This is a genomic window from Rhizobium sp. Root149 (genome assembly GCF_001427345.1).
Lineage (GTDB): Bacteria > Pseudomonadota > Alphaproteobacteria > Rhizobiales > Rhizobiaceae > Neorhizobium > Neorhizobium rhizoryzae.
Genome location: NZ_LMGD01000006.1, coordinates 23,042 through 38,887 on the forward strand (window position 1 = coordinate 23,042; position 15,846 = coordinate 38,887).

General features: G+C 58.9%; 14 protein-coding genes. 4 read left to right on the forward strand and 10 right to left on the reverse strand.

The annotated features are described in order from the left end of the window. Positions 1 to 3: 3 nt before the first annotated feature. The 7 genes from ASD54_RS05965 to ASD54_RS06000 form a co-directional block, all read right to left on the reverse strand. Entirely contained in the window at positions 4 to 1,296 is a 1,293-nt protein-coding gene (locus tag ASD54_RS05965) for a TRAP transporter large permease (RefSeq protein ID WP_062553709.1), read from the reverse strand. Further along, positions 1,290 to 1,784 carry a TRAP transporter small permease subunit gene (locus tag ASD54_RS05970; RefSeq protein WP_062553710.1) on the reverse strand — a complete coding sequence of 165 codons (495 nt, stop codon included), beginning with the start codon at positions 1,782 to 1,784 and terminating at the stop codon, positions 1,290 to 1,292. Before ASD54_RS05970 ends, ASD54_RS05965 begins: the two co-directional genes overlap by 7 nt. 13 nt (positions 1,785 to 1,797) lie before the next feature. Continuing rightward, the gene (locus ASD54_RS05975; protein ID WP_062553711.1) at positions 1,798 to 2,847 is read right to left on the reverse strand and encodes a TRAP transporter substrate-binding protein; all 1,050 of its coding nucleotides are present in this window, start codon (positions 2,845 to 2,847) and stop codon (positions 1,798 to 1,800) included. A gap of 32 nt (positions 2,848 to 2,879) precedes the next feature. Beyond that, positions 2,880 to 4,385 (reverse strand): AMP-binding protein, encoded by a 1,506-nt coding sequence (locus ASD54_RS05980; RefSeq protein WP_200958452.1) that lies wholly within the window; start codon positions 4,383 to 4,385, stop codon positions 2,880 to 2,882. 419 nt (positions 4,386 to 4,804) lie between these two features. Then, entirely contained in the window at positions 4,805 to 5,422 is a 618-nt protein-coding gene (locus ASD54_RS05990; protein ID WP_062553713.1) for a GNAT family N-acetyltransferase, read from the reverse strand. An 11-nt stretch (positions 5,423 to 5,433) separates the two neighbouring features. Continuing rightward, positions 5,434 to 6,594, reverse strand: coding sequence for a Gfo/Idh/MocA family oxidoreductase (locus ASD54_RS05995; RefSeq protein ID WP_062553714.1), 1,161 nt, complete (start codon positions 6,592 to 6,594; stop codon positions 5,434 to 5,436). A gap of 28 nt (positions 6,595 to 6,622) precedes the next feature. Continuing rightward, positions 6,623 to 7,864, reverse strand: coding sequence for an ROK family transcriptional regulator (locus ASD54_RS06000; RefSeq protein WP_062553715.1), 1,242 nt, complete (start codon positions 7,862 to 7,864; stop codon positions 6,623 to 6,625). A 209-nt stretch (positions 7,865 to 8,073) separates the two neighbouring features. On the opposite strand from ASD54_RS06000, the gene ASD54_RS06005 reads away from it, so the two are divergent. Genes ASD54_RS06005 through ASD54_RS06020 form a run of 4 tightly spaced genes read left to right on the forward strand, consistent with a single transcriptional unit; the run spans position 8,074 to position 12,939 of the window. Beyond that, complete coding sequence (locus tag ASD54_RS06005) at positions 8,074 to 9,033, forward strand: extracellular solute-binding protein (RefSeq protein ID WP_062553716.1); 960 nt, start codon at positions 8,074 to 8,076, stop codon at positions 9,031 to 9,033. Further along, positions 9,030 to 11,036, forward strand: a complete 2,007-nt coding sequence (locus ASD54_RS06010; protein WP_062553717.1) for an iron ABC transporter permease — start codon at positions 9,030 to 9,032, stop codon at positions 11,034 to 11,036. Before ASD54_RS06005 ends, ASD54_RS06010 begins: the two co-directional genes overlap by 4 nt. Further along, entirely contained in the window at positions 11,029 to 12,090 is a 1,062-nt protein-coding gene (locus ASD54_RS06015) for an ABC transporter ATP-binding protein (RefSeq protein WP_062553718.1), read from the forward strand. Before ASD54_RS06010 ends, ASD54_RS06015 begins: the two co-directional genes overlap by 8 nt. Before the next feature lie 3 nt (positions 12,091 to 12,093). Then, on the forward strand, positions 12,094 to 12,939 hold the full coding sequence (locus ASD54_RS06020) for an inositol monophosphatase family protein (protein WP_062553719.1): 846 nt from the start codon (positions 12,094 to 12,096) through the stop codon (positions 12,937 to 12,939). A 134-nt stretch (positions 12,940 to 13,073) separates the two neighbouring features. Here the strand turns inward: ASD54_RS06020 and ASD54_RS06025 are convergent, their stop codons facing one another. From ASD54_RS06025 to ASD54_RS06035, 3 genes are all read right to left on the reverse strand, one after another. Next, the gene (locus ASD54_RS06025; RefSeq protein ID WP_062553720.1) at positions 13,074 to 13,862 is read right to left on the reverse strand and encodes a TIM barrel protein; all 789 of its coding nucleotides are present in this window, start codon (positions 13,860 to 13,862) and stop codon (positions 13,074 to 13,076) included. Positions 13,863 to 13,934: 72 nt separating this feature from the next. Further along, a complete protein-coding gene (locus ASD54_RS06030; protein ID WP_062553721.1) occupies positions 13,935 to 15,056 on the reverse strand; it encodes a Gfo/Idh/MocA family oxidoreductase in 1,122 nt (373 codons plus the stop codon). A 10-nt stretch (positions 15,057 to 15,066) separates the two neighbouring features. After that, positions 15,067 to 15,846, reverse strand: a complete 780-nt coding sequence (locus tag ASD54_RS06035) for an ATP-binding cassette domain-containing protein (protein WP_062553722.1) — start codon at positions 15,844 to 15,846, stop codon at positions 15,067 to 15,069.

A 15,846-nucleotide genomic window follows, 5' to 3' on the forward strand; every position in this document is an offset into this window, starting at 1 on the left:
CGTTCAGCGCATCAGCGCCGGCAGCATGAGTGAAAGGGAGGGCAGGCCGATGATGAGGCCGGCCCGGATGAAATCCGCCATTACGAAGGGCATGACACCGCGGAAGATCGTCGTCAGCCGGACCTCGGGAAGCACCGACTTCAGAACAAAGACATTCAGGCCGACCGGTGGCGTAATCAGGCTGATTTCCACTACCACAACCACAACGATGCCGAACCAGATGAGATCGTAGCCAAGGCTCGCCACCAGAGGGTAGAAGACCGGCACCGTCAGCAGCATCATGGAGATGGATTCGAGCACACAGCCGAGGATCACGTAGATGCCGACAATCAGCAGGATCACCACGATCGGCGCGACGCCCAGACCTTCCACCCAGCCGACCAGTGCCTGCGGCAGGCGCGCGGCATTCACCAGATTGGCGAAGATGAAGGATCCGATGAGGATCATCATCAGCGAGACGGTGGTATTCATCGCGTCCCGCAGGGAGGCCGAGATCATCTCCAAGCTTGCCTTGCCCCGGACCCAGGCAATCAGCAGGGCGCCGGCCGCTCCGATGCCGGCGCTTTCCGTCGGCGAAAACAGGCCTGCATAGATGCCACCCATCACGAGCCCGAACAAGGCGACGGTGGACCATATGCCTGCCAGTGCCTTCAAGCGCTCCGGCAGGGACAGTTTGACACCCGAAGGACCTGCCGCCGGATCGCGGTAGACGACATACAGAACAGCGAGGCAGTAGAGCGCGATACCGATCAGGCCCGGCACGACGCCTGCCATGAACAATTCGCCAATGTCCGTTTCGGTCATGATGCCGTAGAAAACCAGCGCGATGGACGGCGGGATGAGGATACCGAGCGTTCCGCCGGACGCGATCGATCCCGTGGCCAGCGTGTCGGCGTAATTATAACGCTTCATCTGCGGGTAGGCGATACCCGACATGGTGGCCGCCGTGGCGAGGCTGGAGCCGGACACCGCCCCGAAACCGCCGCAGGCGACGATGGTGGAGAGCGCCAGGCCGCCGCGATAATGCCCGACGATCGCATAACAGGCATTGAAAAGTTCTTCGGCGATGCCTGAGCGCGCAATGAAGGCGCCCATCACGATGAACAGCGGAATAACCGCGAATTCGTAGGTCAGAACCGTCTCGGTCGCGATGATGCCAACCTGGGAAAAGGCTGCCGTCCACCCCTGAAGAACGGCCAGACCGACAAGACCGACGAGACCGGTCGCCACTGCAATCGGTGTGCGCAGAAACAGAAGAACTGCGAGCGCAATGAAGCAGACAAGACTGATCAGCATGTGGCGCCATCCTTTCCGGTGACGGTCTTGCCGCCAAGGTGGGCAAGGAAGGACCCGAGAGAGGTGACCAGCAGTCCGCCGACCACCGCCAGAGGCAGCCATTTCGCCATGGGAAGGAACATGAAGTTTTCCTGGTAGTCGTAGAGAACAAGGACCTGTCGCGCGACCATGACGGCGAGCAGCAGCGAGAAGCTGAATTCGAGCAGCCAGACGAAGCGGTCCACCGCGCGATCAAGCCTCGGGTGACGGGCAAGCAGCGCGTCGGCAAGGTCGATCCGGATGTGCTGACGCTTCCAGTTTGCCTCGACCAGTCCGGCATAAACGGACAGGCCGAGCAGAACGCCGATCAATTCATAGGCAAAGCCGAGCGGGCTGCCGAACAGCACCCGACCGCAGACATCGATGGCCGTGACAATCACCAGCAGGAAGAGGCTGATAAGGGTCAGCAGACGACAGCCTCCGGCAATGGTGAGAAAAGCCTTGAGCATCCGGATCGATCCTTCAATTGCCGACTGAGGCGATCTGCGCCTGATAGAAATCGAGCGCCGCCTTGCCATCCAGCCCCAGTCCCTTGGCCTGGTTCAGCCAGGCCGTCTGCTCGCCCTCGAACTCGACCTGCAATGCCTTGATGAAATCCGGCGAGGCATCGATGTAGGCGGCGCCCAGGTCCTTGCGGTAGGCGGCTTTGGCCTCGTCATCGAACTTCTGCCACAGATCTCCCATGAAGCGGCTGAGCGGCTCGCCCGAAATGGCAAGAATGGCCTTCTGGTCGTCCGGCGAGATCTGTTTCCATTTGGCGCTGGAGACGATGATGAAGGCCGAGTTCGCGAAGATGCCGCCGGGCACCTCGGTGACCGACTTGACGAACTTGTCCACCTTGAAGCCGACCGTCAGTTCGGACGAGATCGCGGTGCCGTCGATGATGCCGCGCGACATCATTTCACGCAGTTCGTTGAGGGAGCCGTTGATCGGAACGGCACCCATCTTCTGAAGCACGCGACCGACAACGGGCGTCGGCACGCGCATCTTCTTGCCGGCCAGATCCTTGGCGGTGCGGATCTCGCTGTTGTTCATGTGGATGTTGCCACCGGCAGTCAGATGCATGGCCAATGTCACGACATCCTTCTGCATACCGGTCGGCTCCAGCTTTTCCTTCCACAGGCGCCAATAGGCGACAGAAGAAACGCCGGCGTGTTTGGTGATGAAGGGCAGTTCCACCAATTCCGTCAGCGGGAATACACCAGGCGCGTAGCCGTGCGGCCCCCATGCCAGATCGGCAATTCCATCCACCACCGCCTGATAGTTGCGGTTCGGCGGTGCCAGCGGCTTTGCGGAAGGCTCCACGACCACGCGCCCGCCGGTGACCTCCTTGACCTGCTCGAACCACTTGTAAAGGCCACCCGACTGCGACCAGTGCGCGGTGGGGAACCACTGATTGTAGCGCAGAACGACCGTCTGCGCCTGCGCGGGCCGACCCATGGCAACCATGGCCGCAGCGCCCGCCGTACCCGCTAGAACCTGGCGGCGGCTCAATACTTTTGAGTATGTCATGAACAAGCATCCTCCCCTGCTTTGTGTAAAGTTCAATCCGACTGCGCTGCCATTTTCTGCATGCCCATGCGATCCGGCTTGCCGGCGGGCGTGAGCGGCAGTTGCTCGATAAACACGATCCGGCTGGGCAATTTGTAAGGCACCAGCGTTTCAGCGCAGAACGCCTGCAGCTCTTCGGTGGTGACTTCGCCACGAGTGACGACGAAAGCGACGGCGATTTCGCCAGACCGCAGGTCTGCTGTGCCGACGACACACGCGGCCGAGACCGACGGATGGGCTACCAGCACCTCCTCGACCTCACGCGGAAACACATTGAAGCCTTTGTGGAAGATGACATTTTTCTTGCGATCGGTGATCGTCAGGAAGCCATCTTCGTCCAGCACGCCGATATCGCCGGTGTAGACCCAGCCATCCCGTACCATCAAACCCAAGTCTTCGGCGTTGTCGGCATAACCAATCATCTGATGGGGTCCCCGTACGCGGATCTCCCCGGCTTCTCCGTGGGTCAGACGCTGTTTCCCTTCGACTGTGTCGACGATCTCAACTTCCGTTCCCGGAGTTGGCTTGCCTGCCGAGCCGATCCGGACGCCTGCCGCTTGCGTGTTGACTGCAATCGGTGCGACCTCGGTCATGCCGTAACCTTCGTGGATCGCGAGACTGGTCACATCATACCAACGACGATGCAGTTCCAGCGGAAAAGGCGCACCACCACCAGGGCAAACCCGCAGTGAGGGAAGGCTGTCTCTATTGATGCCCGGAACGGATAGAAGCCCCTGATAGATTGCAGGCGGGCCACCGCCAAATACGGTCACCGCGTGTTCTCGCATAAGTTCCAGCACGGTGGCCGGATGAAATCGATCCGGAATGATGATGCTGCCTGCATTCAGCATCGGATTGGTGATCCCCATCAGGAAACCATAAACGTGGGTAAATGGTGCAACCGGCAGCCAAACGTCTCCGTCAGTCGTAGGCCAGCCCCACTCCATACGTTCAACCGCACGCACCAAACAGCGATGAGAGTGGACAACCCGCTTTGGCACACCGGTTGTGCCACCACTATAGAGATTGACGGCTACATCGTCTGGATGCGCATCGAGACTGAGCATTCTGCGTTCAAGTGCCAGCTGGCCAAGGAGACTATCCGCTACAATCAATGTCTCGCCCGGACAGTCGATGTTCTCTGAAGTGACCACAGCCGCAGGTTTCAGCTTGTCGATGAGATGTTGACGGGTGGCGACAGGAAGCTGTGGGTTCAACAGCACCGGTTCCGCACGCAGAGACAATACCGCAAGGTATGTTGCGATCAACGAAACGGAGTTGGGCATCAGAATGGCGACCGGACGCCCACGGACCGTTGCACTCAAGCGTTCTGCGATTGCGCCAGCAGCGAAGGCAACCCCCTCATACGTTAAATCTACACTGCTACTCCTGGCAAAACGCCTGTCAGCAGCCTTTTCAAGTGAATGAGCAAAAATATCGACAATAGTATTATGCTCATGCGCAGATTCATTCTGCGCAATGCGTACATGCTGTGACACGTGGGTCCTCCTCCCAAATCTCCGTTGAAGTCAACGACAGAATTTGATGTGAGTCAATACTCTGTGGTATGTTTATCGGTATGATCCTGAGATTTGACTGTTTCGTGATTTCAAATGGCAAGAGGGTTCAGATAGGCGGTCAACCTTGATCCACCGCTGTATCGCAATGGAAGGCTCGTCAGGCCAGCGTCTGCTGGACTTCGTGGACAAAGGCTAATCGTGGAGTCGCTTCTTGATTCAACGCTGACTTTTGGCGGTAACGTTGAGCGAGCGAATCGGGTGGTCGAACACCGGAGCCCCGTCATCGACCGTTACCCGTGACCTTTTGACCTCGCCGAAAAAGACGCTTTGCTGCGCGCGGGCGAGCGGCTCAGACAGTTTGGGCCGGCGCAGGGCGATTGAGGGTCGCAGCACCAGTCTCACGCAAATCTCATGCCCATGATGATCGATGGCGTTCTGTCGATCTCGACGAAGCCGAACTTGCTGTAAAAGCCCGTTACGCCCTCATTGCGCGGGTCAACACCCAGATGCACACCAGTCAGGCCTGCCTCCTGAAGACTTTGCAGCTGGTGGCTGAGGAGGCGCGAACCATATCCGCCTTTTTGCAGCTCAGGCAGAAGGTTGATGTGCAAGTGGGCGGGATAAAGGTCCGTCACCTCGCCGGGGGTTCGTGGCGCGTCCAGAATGTAGGACAGGACGCTCCGGTCCTGCTCCGTACTCGCTGTAAAGTGCTGAAGCATGACCTTCAACATCGGCCACCATTTCTTATCGAGGCGTTGCTCATAGGCTTCTGTATCGGGTGCGGCCACGCAATAGCCCATCACCTCATCGCCACGGGTCAGCACAAAAGCGAACTCAGGGCAGAGGCGAACGTAAGGCAAAGCCCAGACAAAACCCGGCAGGCGGGGATCGCTATAGCACTGCGAGCCATCTTGCCCGCGGTCGGATGTGCGCAGGCAGATGTCCAGAATGGCTGCCTCGTCCGTTGGGCGTGCGGTTCGGATTGCAATAGGCGCGGCCGATGTGACGTCATGCATAGTCAGCCCCATCACTGCGCACGATGTGATGCATTGAGGGTCGCGTCGAACCGCTGCCATGTTTCAGCAAGTTCGATGGTACGCCTTTCTCTGCGCGCTTCATCGATCTTGATCGCTACCAGACCCGCTTCAAGGGCGGCAACGATGTTGACCGGCAAAGGCGCGCCCTGCGTCAGATGCAGGAAGATATCGGACGCCATCTGGTCGTCTGCTCCATAATGATCGCTTTCATGGCCCGCATAGCTGCGCTCCACGAGCTTTTCACCCGAGACAGCGGAATGAACCTGGAAACGATTGCGAATGAAGTCGCCTTCGGCCATGCCTTTGGTGCCCACCACGCAGAAACGCCGGAACTGGTCGGGCACATTGAGATTGGTGTGAAAGGCCATCGTCGCCCCACCCTTATACTCAACGATAGCGGTCTGGTAGTCGATGATATCGCCATCGCTCTCAAACACGCTTTGACCTTCCAGCCAGCCGCTCGGCTTCTGGTAGTATTGCTCCTGCTGAAATGGTGACAACTGATCCGGCCTGTTTTCCGGAACAAAGGATTTGCGGCCTCCGAAGCTTGCGACAGCCGATGCCCGCTGCCCCACTACACTGCTGTAAAGATCGATATCGTGGCAGCATTTTTCCAGGATGAAGGGGCCGGCATAGCGTGTGTGGCGGCGCCAGTCGCGCATGAAAAAGGCACCATGATACGGAGCAATGTGCTCCGATGCCTCAATGGAGGTGATTGTGCCGATTTGCCCTTGCGCCTGTGCCGTGCGCAGGTCCCGGTAGAGATCGGAATAGCGAAGCACCAGCCCGACAAGAACGCTGTCACTGCCATATTCCGCCAGGAGTGCGGCCATTTTCATGGTCTGGTCTTCATTGATCACGACAGGTTTTTCCGTGAAGACACGCACGCCTGCCCGCAATCCGGCAGTGACATGTTCCAGATGATAGAGGTTGGGGGAGCCTACCATCAGAAGGTCTGCACGGACTGCCGACAGCATCTCAGGCACCATCTCGAAACGACGGGGCTCGGGCAATCCCGCAGCAAGAAGAGCGGGCAGCCCTGCAGGGCCCGGATCGACCAGGCCGACAATTTCGAGATCCGGGCATGCTTTCCGGAATGAGGCAATGACATTGGCAAGCCGGAAGCCAAGCCCGACGACGGCGATCTTCATGAGAGAGTCCTGTTGGCGAATAAGAGTATCAGGTTTCGTCGTCTGCCGGCGCACCGGCGACGCGATCGAAACGACGTTCGAAATCAATTGTCTGGCTTCGTCCGCGCATGAAGGACAGCCGTCGGAAATCGGGACTACCGTGAGCGATGACGGGAAGCATGGCCGCTCCGACAGCCGCCGCGTCCGGGCCCAATGCGCCTGCACACAGCCGGGGAACATCCCTGTGACCGCGCGCGCTGACAGATGGCAGGAGAGGATAGGCACGGTCGATCAGGGAATCGATCAGCACCGCCGGAAAGTGTCCACCCACCACTACAGTCTGTGGATCGAGAATGTTTTCCAGAAGCGAAACCAGCAGACGCAGGCGCTTTGCGTTGAGGTCGAGCCAGCGCATCAGCACACTGTCACGCTGGCGATAAAGCCCCTCCAGCTGACCGGGCGTGGCAATGTCCCGGCTTTCGCGGCCAAGCATTGCGGCAAGCTCATCCATTGAGAAGGGCGTCTGCTGCGCCACCTCACCACCGAGTTCGGACGGCCAAGTCAGAAGACCTATTTCACCGGCATTGCTCCAGAACCCCTGCAAAGGCATTCCATCATTGATGATGCCCGCCCCCAGTCCGTGCCCGACAAAGATGTGCACGTAATGGCTGAGGCCGACAGCGCGCCCGGCCCTCAATTCGGCTATCGCGGCGGCCGTCGCATCATTTTCGATAATGGCAGGCAGGCCGCACGCCTCTTCAATCGCCTCGGCAACCGGCAGCCTGTTCCAGGCATTCCACCCGGGTGGACCGACAGGATGCTCGAACTCGGCCTCCTGCAACGTCGGCATCGCAACGCCTAGCCCCCAGGCCGGAAGGTCGGGAGCTGCGAACTGCAAGCGACGCGTCATATCTGCGATGGCGCGAATGGTATCTTTCGGATCCTCCAGCGAGGCGGATGCCCTTTCCCGCCCCAACTCATGACCGGAAAGATCGCACACAATCCCGAGAAGCCCATCGCGATCGATGTGAACGCCGAGACAAGAGCCTGCGTCTGTACGGATACGAAGCTCCTTCTGGGGAGCACCGCGCGCACCTTCAAGACGGATTGTTTCCTCGACCAGCGACCGATCAATCAGGTCCTTGCAGATGTTGGACATGGTCTGAGGCTTCAAACCCGTGGCATCCCCCAAATCGCGACGACTGACACCTTTGCCCGACCGGATGAGATCGAAAACAAGACGGCGATTATAGCGTCCGGAATAAGTGTGGTTGCTGCCCAACAGGGTCATGCGATGGATCCGTATTTAATACATTAAATGGAATTTATCAGCCGGATCCGGAAACGTCAAGCAAAGGCAGCAGAAGCGATACCTCAGACCTCGTCATAAAACTGCAAAGATGCGCTCCTATTAAGCCGAAAAGGCGACTTGCTTTTTAATCCGGTAAATGGAATTAATAAGCCCGCCTCCTCCTCGGTGACTTAAAGGGAAACATAGTCATGCTGAAATGGACCTTGCAGCGATTCATAGCGGGCGCCTTGGCGTCGGCATCACTCTTCAGCATTGCCAATGCCGGGGAACTGGTGGTCTACACCGCCCACGGTGAAGCAACATCCTCGCCCATCCTGGCCGCATTCGCCAAGGCTCATCCCGATGTGAAAGTAACGGTCGTGCGCGGCGGCACGGGAGAGCTGGTAGAACGTCTTCGTGCAGAAGGCGGCAATTCCTCGGCAGACGTCATGTGGGGCGGACCAACCCAGACCTTTGAGGAAAACGCTGCGCTGTTCCAGGCGTATGAGAGCAAAACCGATGCTGACATGGTAACGGCCGATCCTAACCATATCTGGCATCCCTTTACCGTACTTCTGCAGCCGGTGATCGTCAGCACCAAACGCGTGGAAGCGGGTTCGGTCCCGAAGACGCAGAAGGATCTCTTGTCGCCCAACTTCGCCAAGTCAGGCGGACTGATCATTCCAGATCCGGCAAAATCCGGCACGGGCTACACAATCCTGTCGGCGCTGGCCGGCAATTTCGGCTGGGACTTCGTCGGAAATCTCGCCAAGGGTGCACGCATTGCCCCCGGCTCCGATGACGCTTTCAACGCCGTGCGTGACGGGGAAGCTGCGGTCGGCTGGATCAACGAAGATCTGGGTGCCAAGTGGAAGGCGCAGGGCCTGCCGATCGAGATCGTCTATCCCAGCGATGCCGTTACCGGCCAGATCGATGCCCAGGCCATCGTCAAAGGTGCGCAACATCTGGCGGATGCCAAGAGCTTTATCGATTTCCTCGGCACCAAGGCCGCACATGAAATCGTTCGTGATGCGACAGTGCGCCGTTCTGCCCGCAAGGATACCGCCCCTCCTGCCGCCCTTCCCGACATGACCTCGCTCAGCATCGTGTCGGCCATGGATCCGCGACCTGTGGTGGTCGCCCGCTTCCAGGAAGTTCGCGGCAAATGAAGATACTGCGCGACAATTGGCTTCTTTTTTCAATCGTCGCGCTCATGATTTGCGGCCTGACGATCATCGTCCCGCAACTGCGCCTGATGGCAGCCTCCCTTCTCGATGAGGGAGGTCGCTTTACACTGCTTCACAATAAAGACGGCCTGCAATCGGTCCCGGAAATGACCAGCCGATACACTGTTGCAAAAGCGGCAAGTGGATTGTCCGTATCGCTGAACGCCACAAAGGACCTGAGCGTCGAGGTCGAGAATGATCGAACGCTGCGCCTCACCGCACTGCAGGCGCTGGTCGTCGGCAAGGATGAGGCTGGAGCACTGGAACTTGCCTTCGGGCAGACCCGGTTTTCGCTATCGCAGCAGGCACCGCGTGGCCTCTTTGCCACCGCTGCACCCGCCCCTCTCGAAATCAAGGCGCAATCGGTCAATTCCGTCCTGCTCTCGCACGCCGCCAACGCCTATATCACCTTCGAGAACAAGGCATTGTCGGTTTCGGCGGTCCATTATCTCGATTTCTTCACGCGCTCGGAAACGCTATCGGCAACATTCAACAGCCTGCTGATTGCGCTCGTTTCCACTGGCCTGGCCGCAATGATCGGCGTGTCGCTGGCTTATCTCGTTGCGCGCTATCAGGTCGCGGGCAGTACGGCGATCGTCTTCCTCGTGACGATGGCCTCGGTCTCCCCACCGTTTCTCGGAGCCTATGCCTGGCGCCTGCTTCTTGGCCGCAACGGCGTGCTGACCAGCTATTTTGGCTGGGATATCTCGATTGTCGGCCTGCATGGCGTCATCTGGGTCATCACCTGGCTGGTCTTTCCGATCATCTTCCTGCTTAGCCACACTTCCTTTCAGAGCCTGGATGCCGGCCATATCGAAGCGGCGGAGAGCTTAGGCGCCAAACCATCCTATGTGCGCCTTTCGGTCGAGATTCCTTTGGCGCTTCCCGGCATCATCACCGGCCTCTACCTGGCCACCATGGCAGCCCTTTCGGATTTCGGAACGCCGCGCATCATTGGCCTTGATGTCAACGCCCTCCCGGTTCTCATCTATACGTCATTTCTGAGCGAGGCTGGCCGCAATCCGGCGCTGGCGGCAACAGGCTCGGTGGTGCTGATTACCATTTCCAGCCTGTTCCTGATGGCGCAACAGATCTATCTCGCACGTCGCGGCTTCGCCGTGGTCGCATCTCGTGCGCTGGAACGAAAGCGGCTATCTTCCCTCGGCCACGCCCTTGTGCTGATCGGCGTCTCGCTCGCCCTCCTGATGGCGTTTACCCCGCATCTGACGGTACTCGTTTCCAGCTTCATGGAATGGCGGGTGGGCCTGCCGCGCGCCAATTTCACACTGGCCAACTATACGACCATGCTCAGCACTGGCCTTGGACCGGCCTGGGTCACCCTATCCCTCGGCATTGCCGGAACGCTGGCTGCGAGCGCGCTCGGCCTTGGCATCGCCTATGTGATCATTCGAAAGCGGTACAGGGTCATCGCCCCGGTTCTCAGCCTCACCGTCATGATGCCTTATGTCATTCCCGGCACCGTGCTTGGCATCGGTCTCATCATGATGTTCAACAAGGCGCCGCTGCAACTGACCGGCACATGGTTCATCCTGGCGCTAGCCTATCTTATCCGCAACCTGCCCTTCACGGTGAAAGCCTCGGAAGCTGCCTTGCGGCGCGTTCATCCCGCGCTTGAAGAGGCGGCCCTCAGCCTGGGCGCACGGCCGTTGCGAGTGTTCGTAACCATCACGGCACCGCTTGTGCTGGCGGGCGCAGTGACCGGAGCGACCCTGACCTTCCTGCATATCGTGACGGAGCTGTCCTCTACCATCGTGCTCTATCGCCCACCATGGAAGCCGATGACGGCTGTCATCTTCGAGAACACGCTTGTCGATGCGGATTTCGGCGTCTCGGCAGCGCAGACCATTCTTCTGATGCTGATCATCTACGTTCCGCTTTATTTCATCGTACGCTACGGCCAAATCCAAGGAAAATCCGGTGGTTGAAACCAGATCCCAGCAAGTCGAGACCCGAGGCTGCGAAGTCACCATCGACGGTGTCTCGAAGACCTTCGGCAAGACCGCCGTGCTCAAGGACATCAATGTCACGATCAGGCCGGGCGAATTCTTTACCCTCCTTGGCCCATCCGGCTGCGGCAAGACAACGCTGCTGCGTGCCATTGCCGGCTTTCATCCCATCAATGGCGGACGCATTTTGTTTAACGGACAGGATGTCAGCCCGCTTCCCGCATGGGACAGAAATATCGGTTTTGTCTTCCAGAACTATGCGCTGTGGCCGAACCAGACCGTGTTCGACAATGTGGCCTATGGCCTGAAGCTGCGCAAAGTCCCCAAGACCCAGATTGGCGAGCGAGTGCGTGCGGCATTGGCGCAAGTCGAGCTACACGGTGTGGAGGCCCGTTTTCCCGCCGAGATGAGCGGGGGAATGCAACAGCGCATTGCCCTTGCACGCGCGCTTGTCATTGATCCTCCTCTACTTTTGATGGACGAGCCGATGTCCAATCTCGACGCGCGCCTTCGCGTGTCGCTGCGCCACGAATTGCGCACCCTCCAGAAACGCCTCGGGCTGACGGCGATCTATGTAACGCACGATCAGGAAGAGGCATTGGAAATGTCAGACCGGATTGCCGTCATGCAACACGGTCTGGTCCAGCAGCTTGCAGACCCCGAAACGATCTATTCCAGACCCGCCAATCGCTTCGTCGCCGAATTCGTCGGCAGCGCGAACTTCATGGAGGGCGCGTTCGACGAAACAGGGTTCCGGCTCGCAACCGGTCAGAGGCTGGCTTTGACGGGAAAAAGCCATCGAGGTACCGGCACCCTTGTCGTGCGGCCCGAGCAGGTGGTTGTCAAGGAATGCGGCCACGGTCTCTTCGATGCCGTGGTTGAGGACAGGCGCTACATGGGCAAGGCATGGGCGCAAGGCCTGCGGCTTGAGAATGGTCCGCTCGTCTTTGTCGAAACCCGAAGCGCGCTCGATCTGGGAACGCGGGTGGGTGTCGATTTCGAAAACGTCACTTTCCTGCCGGCAGAGGTTTGAACCATGACAGAGCTATCGCTTTATGAATTGCTAGAGCTTGCCGGCTCGGCAGCACAGGCCGGAGGCAATGAGCTGATGGCGCATTTCGGCCATATGCCGCGAACTGCCGTTCAGCGAAAGGCACTCGGCGATTATGCGTCAAAGGCCGATCTGGCTGCTGAAAAAGCAATCGCTACTGTCTTGGCCAAAGCAGGCGATGCTTTTGGCTTCGAGGGTGAGGAGACCGGCTTGCGTCAGGCGGATGCCGCTCTTCGATGGGTCGTGGATCCTCTCGATGGAACCAGCAATTTCATATGGGGTATTCCTTATTTCGCGGTCAGCATTGCGCTCTGCAATGCAGAAGGTGAGTTGCTGGGTGTCGTCTATGATCCGCTGCGCGATGAAATGTTTACCGCGATCCGTGGGCAGGGCACACGATTGAACGGGGTTTCCTTGGCGCCGCTTCAAGACAAGCAGCCGGAAGACGCCATCATCTCGCTGTCCATGCCGGTTCGCGGGCAATTGAGGGCGATCAGCAGAGAGCGCTTCTTTCGCGGCGTGGACGAGATAACCAACACAACTGCCGGCGTGCGTCGCCTGGGCTCGGCTGCTCTGGACCTCGCCTACATCGCAGCTGGTCGGCTGGACGGCTATTTCGAAGACGGCCTCAGCTACTATGATTATGCGGCGGGCAAGCTCATGGCCGAGGAGGCTGGAGCGCGCGTGACCTCACTCTCCGGCAAGCCTCCGGAAGAAGGTGGGTCACTCTTGGCAGGCTCCAGCATGCTCCATGCGTGGCTTGCAACACGCCTGCAAGAAGACAGCGATGTCTCGCACGATCAAAGCACAACAGGCTCCCCGCCGGCTTAACGGCGCGGATTATCCTGATTGATGTGTATCCGTTGAACGGGAATTGCGCTCCTGACTGAGCAGGCAATTAAATCAGATCGGAGCCCAGGCGTTCTGCCAACCACCCGCTTAGACAGGATTGCTCGTCATCGCGCTTATCCGTTGATCGTAAACGCCTGCCTAAACCTTTCCAGAGCCACATCCGGATCTTCTTTTGCAAAGGCTTCCATACCGACAGGCCCGCGATAGCCCATGTCGTACAGAGCTTGTGCAATCATAGTGTAATTGATTTCCCCTGTTCCAGGCTCAAAGCGCCCAGGCACATCCGCAACCTGAACCTCACCGATCCAGGGCAGGCAGGCCCGGCAGGTCTCGATGAGATTACCTTCACCGATCTGCACATGGTACAGGTCAAGGTTCAGCCTTAAACGTGGGTGATTGACCGAAGATACCAGGGCAAGGGTATCGGCCGCCCTACCGAATGGTGTCCCCGGATGGTCAACAGGGAGATTGAGGTTTTCAAGTGTGAAGACGACGTCTTCCTCTTCAGCCATATCCGCAATCCGGCATAGAGTATCGCGTGCCTTTAGCCACATGGCGCCGGTCACGGTTTCCGTTGGACGCAGAGGCAGGCCACCGGGTCCGAGACCGGTTCCATGCAGGTTGAGCCTTGCCACGCCGAGACGCTTGCCAATCTGTGCTGTTTCTCTTGCGGACCGCAGCAGTTCATCTGCCCCCTCATCATCGGCCAGTCTTCCGGTGAGGTAACCATTCATGATCGAAAAGGTAGCGCCCGATCGCTTCAATGCGTCCAGATCGTGGTCGGGCCAATTCCACAGCCCCACCTGAAATCCCATCTCGGTCAGGCGGGCTGCCCGCCACTCAATGGGGCGATCACGCCAGATCATTTCAGCGCAGGCGGCGAGGACGAACGGCTGTTGCATGTCATATTCCCTCAAACTGGATAAGTCATAGATTTCGACGAATGTGCGTTCGCTGCCCACTCGTCATATCGCTTAGGCGAGTTTTATCCGCTCGCCATTCGAATTCGCCATCGCATGGATAACGCGTTCGATCTGCAGCCCGTAGGCGAAGTCCGGCCCCGTGTTGGGAGCGCCGCCAATCGCGATAAGCAGATCACGCGCTTCGATGATCTTTTGCTCGTTGAAACCAAAGTTGTGGCCCGGAGCCGGGCAGAAGGCCGCAAAATCTGGCTGGTCCGGGCCAGTAAGGTGACGCACGAACCCGGCCTCGCCTGATCGATGCACCCAGAGCTCGTTCATGTTTTCCTGGTCAAAGACGATCGTCCCTTCGCTGCCGTGAACCTCCCACTGCAGCCTGCACTTCCTGCCACGCGCCACGCGCGAGGTGGCGAAGGATCCATGTGCACCCGAGATGAAGCGGATGAGCGCCAGGGCACTGTCCTCGTTCTCCACCACCTTCGGGCCTTCTGGCGACGGTCGCGTGGGGATAGCGACGTGGGTCTGCGCAACGACGTCCGCCACCGGGCCCATGAGGGCAAGCATATGGCTCACGAGGTGGCAGCCGAGATCACCAAGGGCGCCCAGGCCACCACCCTCGTGCGTCATCCGCCAGGACCAAGGGAGGAGAGGATCGGCGGAATAGTCTTCGTCGTAGACGCCGCGGAATGCAACGGGCTTGCCGATGCCGCCTTGGCGGATCAGGTTGCGCGCCGCCTGGAAGGCGGGGCTTCTGAGATAGTTGTAGCCAAGCATAGTTTTCTGGTTGGGATGGATTGCAGCAGTTGCCGCCATAGACTCGGCGTCGGCAATCGTCAGCGCCATCGGCTTTTCCAGCCAGACATGCTTGCCAGCCTTCAGCGCCGCCTCTGCCATCGGTCGGTGCAACCCGTTCGGCGCGGTAATCGACACAACATCGACACTCGGATCATTGACTGCCTCTTCCCAGCGTGCTGTCGCGTGAGCGAAGCCGAACTGACGCGCAAAACGATCTGCGCTGTCGGCAGTGACATCCGAAAGAACCTCAAGCCGGTGATGCGCGCCGCCGAAAACCGCCGAGACATTGCGCCAGGCCATGGCATGGCATTTGCCCATGAAGCCGGTGCCAATGAGCGCGATACCGAGCGGACGGTCAGGCAGGATAGATGTGGTTGTCATCGAACATGCCTCAGATCGTTCCGCCCAGGGATCCTTCGAGTTCGGCCATTTCCTGGCCGCCGGCCATCAGATCCTGAAGTTTGGCCGCATCTATTTCTCCTCGGGTCGCAGTCCCGAGCGTCTGCCCTCGATTGAGAACCGTGAACCGATCGCCGACCGCCATGGCATGACGAACATTGTGTGAAATGAACACCACGCCAACGCCCTGCGCCCTCACCCGCTTGATCGTGGCGAGCACGTTGGCAGTCTGTCGCACACCAAGAGCAGATGTTGGCTCATCCAGGATCAGAACCTTGGCGCCGAAGTAGACAGCGCGGGCAATTGCGACGGTTTGACGTTCGCCGCCAGACAAGGTTCCGACTGCCTGATCGGGACCACGCAGGTTGATGCCCATCTTGCGCATTTCCGTCATGGTGATCTCATTCGCCTTGGCGATATCGAAGCGCTTGAAGAGACCGCGACCTCGCGTCGGCTCGCGCCCCATGAAGAAATTTCGCGTCACGGACATCAGCGGGATCATGGCAAGATCCTGAAACACGGTAGCAATGCCCGCTTCCATGGCGTCACGCGGGCTGTTAAAGGACAGGGGTCGCCCCTCGAATGTGATCGAGCCCTCTGTCGGCTGGTGCACGCCGGACATTGTCTTGATGAAGGTCGATTTGCCGGCACCATTATCGCCGAGGAGGCAGTGGCACTCTCCGGGGCGAACATCGAATGTCACACCGTTCAGCGCAATGACATTGCCGTAGTGTTTCTTGATATTTTCCATATGGATGATCGGTGCGGTCAT

Coding starts and splice junctions, on each gene's coding strand:
- ASD54_RS05965 (WP_062553709.1), bottom strand. CDS start 1,296: ATGCTGATCAGTCTTGTCTGCTTCATTGCGCTCGCAGTTCTTCTGTTT.
- ASD54_RS05970 (WP_062553710.1), bottom strand. CDS start 1,784: ATGCTCAAGGCTTTTCTCACCATTGCCGGAGGCTGTCGTCTGCTGACC.
- ASD54_RS05975 (WP_062553711.1), bottom strand. CDS start 2,847: ATGACATACTCAAAAGTATTGAGCCGCCGCCAGGTTCTAGCGGGTACG.
- ASD54_RS05990 (WP_062553713.1), bottom strand. CDS start 5,422: ATGCATGACGTCACATCGGCCGCGCCTATTGCAATCCGAACCGCACGC.
- ASD54_RS05995 (WP_062553714.1), bottom strand. CDS start 6,594: ATGAAGATCGCCGTCGTCGGGCTTGGCTTCCGGCTTGCCAATGTCATT.
- ASD54_RS06000 (WP_062553715.1), bottom strand. CDS start 7,864: ATGACCCTGTTGGGCAGCAACCACACTTATTCCGGACGCTATAATCGC.
- ASD54_RS06005 (WP_062553716.1), top strand. CDS start 8,074: ATGCTGAAATGGACCTTGCAGCGATTCATAGCGGGCGCCTTGGCGTCG.
- ASD54_RS06010 (WP_062553717.1), top strand. CDS start 9,030: ATGAAGATACTGCGCGACAATTGGCTTCTTTTTTCAATCGTCGCGCTC.
- ASD54_RS06020 (WP_062553719.1), top strand. CDS start 12,094: ATGACAGAGCTATCGCTTTATGAATTGCTAGAGCTTGCCGGCTCGGCA.
- ASD54_RS06025 (WP_062553720.1), bottom strand. CDS start 13,862: ATGCAACAGCCGTTCGTCCTCGCCGCCTGCGCTGAAATGATCTGGCGT.
- ASD54_RS06030 (WP_062553721.1), bottom strand. CDS start 15,056: ATGACAACCACATCTATCCTGCCTGACCGTCCGCTCGGTATCGCGCTC.
- ASD54_RS06035 (WP_062553722.1), bottom strand. CDS start 15,846: ATGACCGCACCGATCATCCATATGGAAAATATCAAGAAACACTACGGC.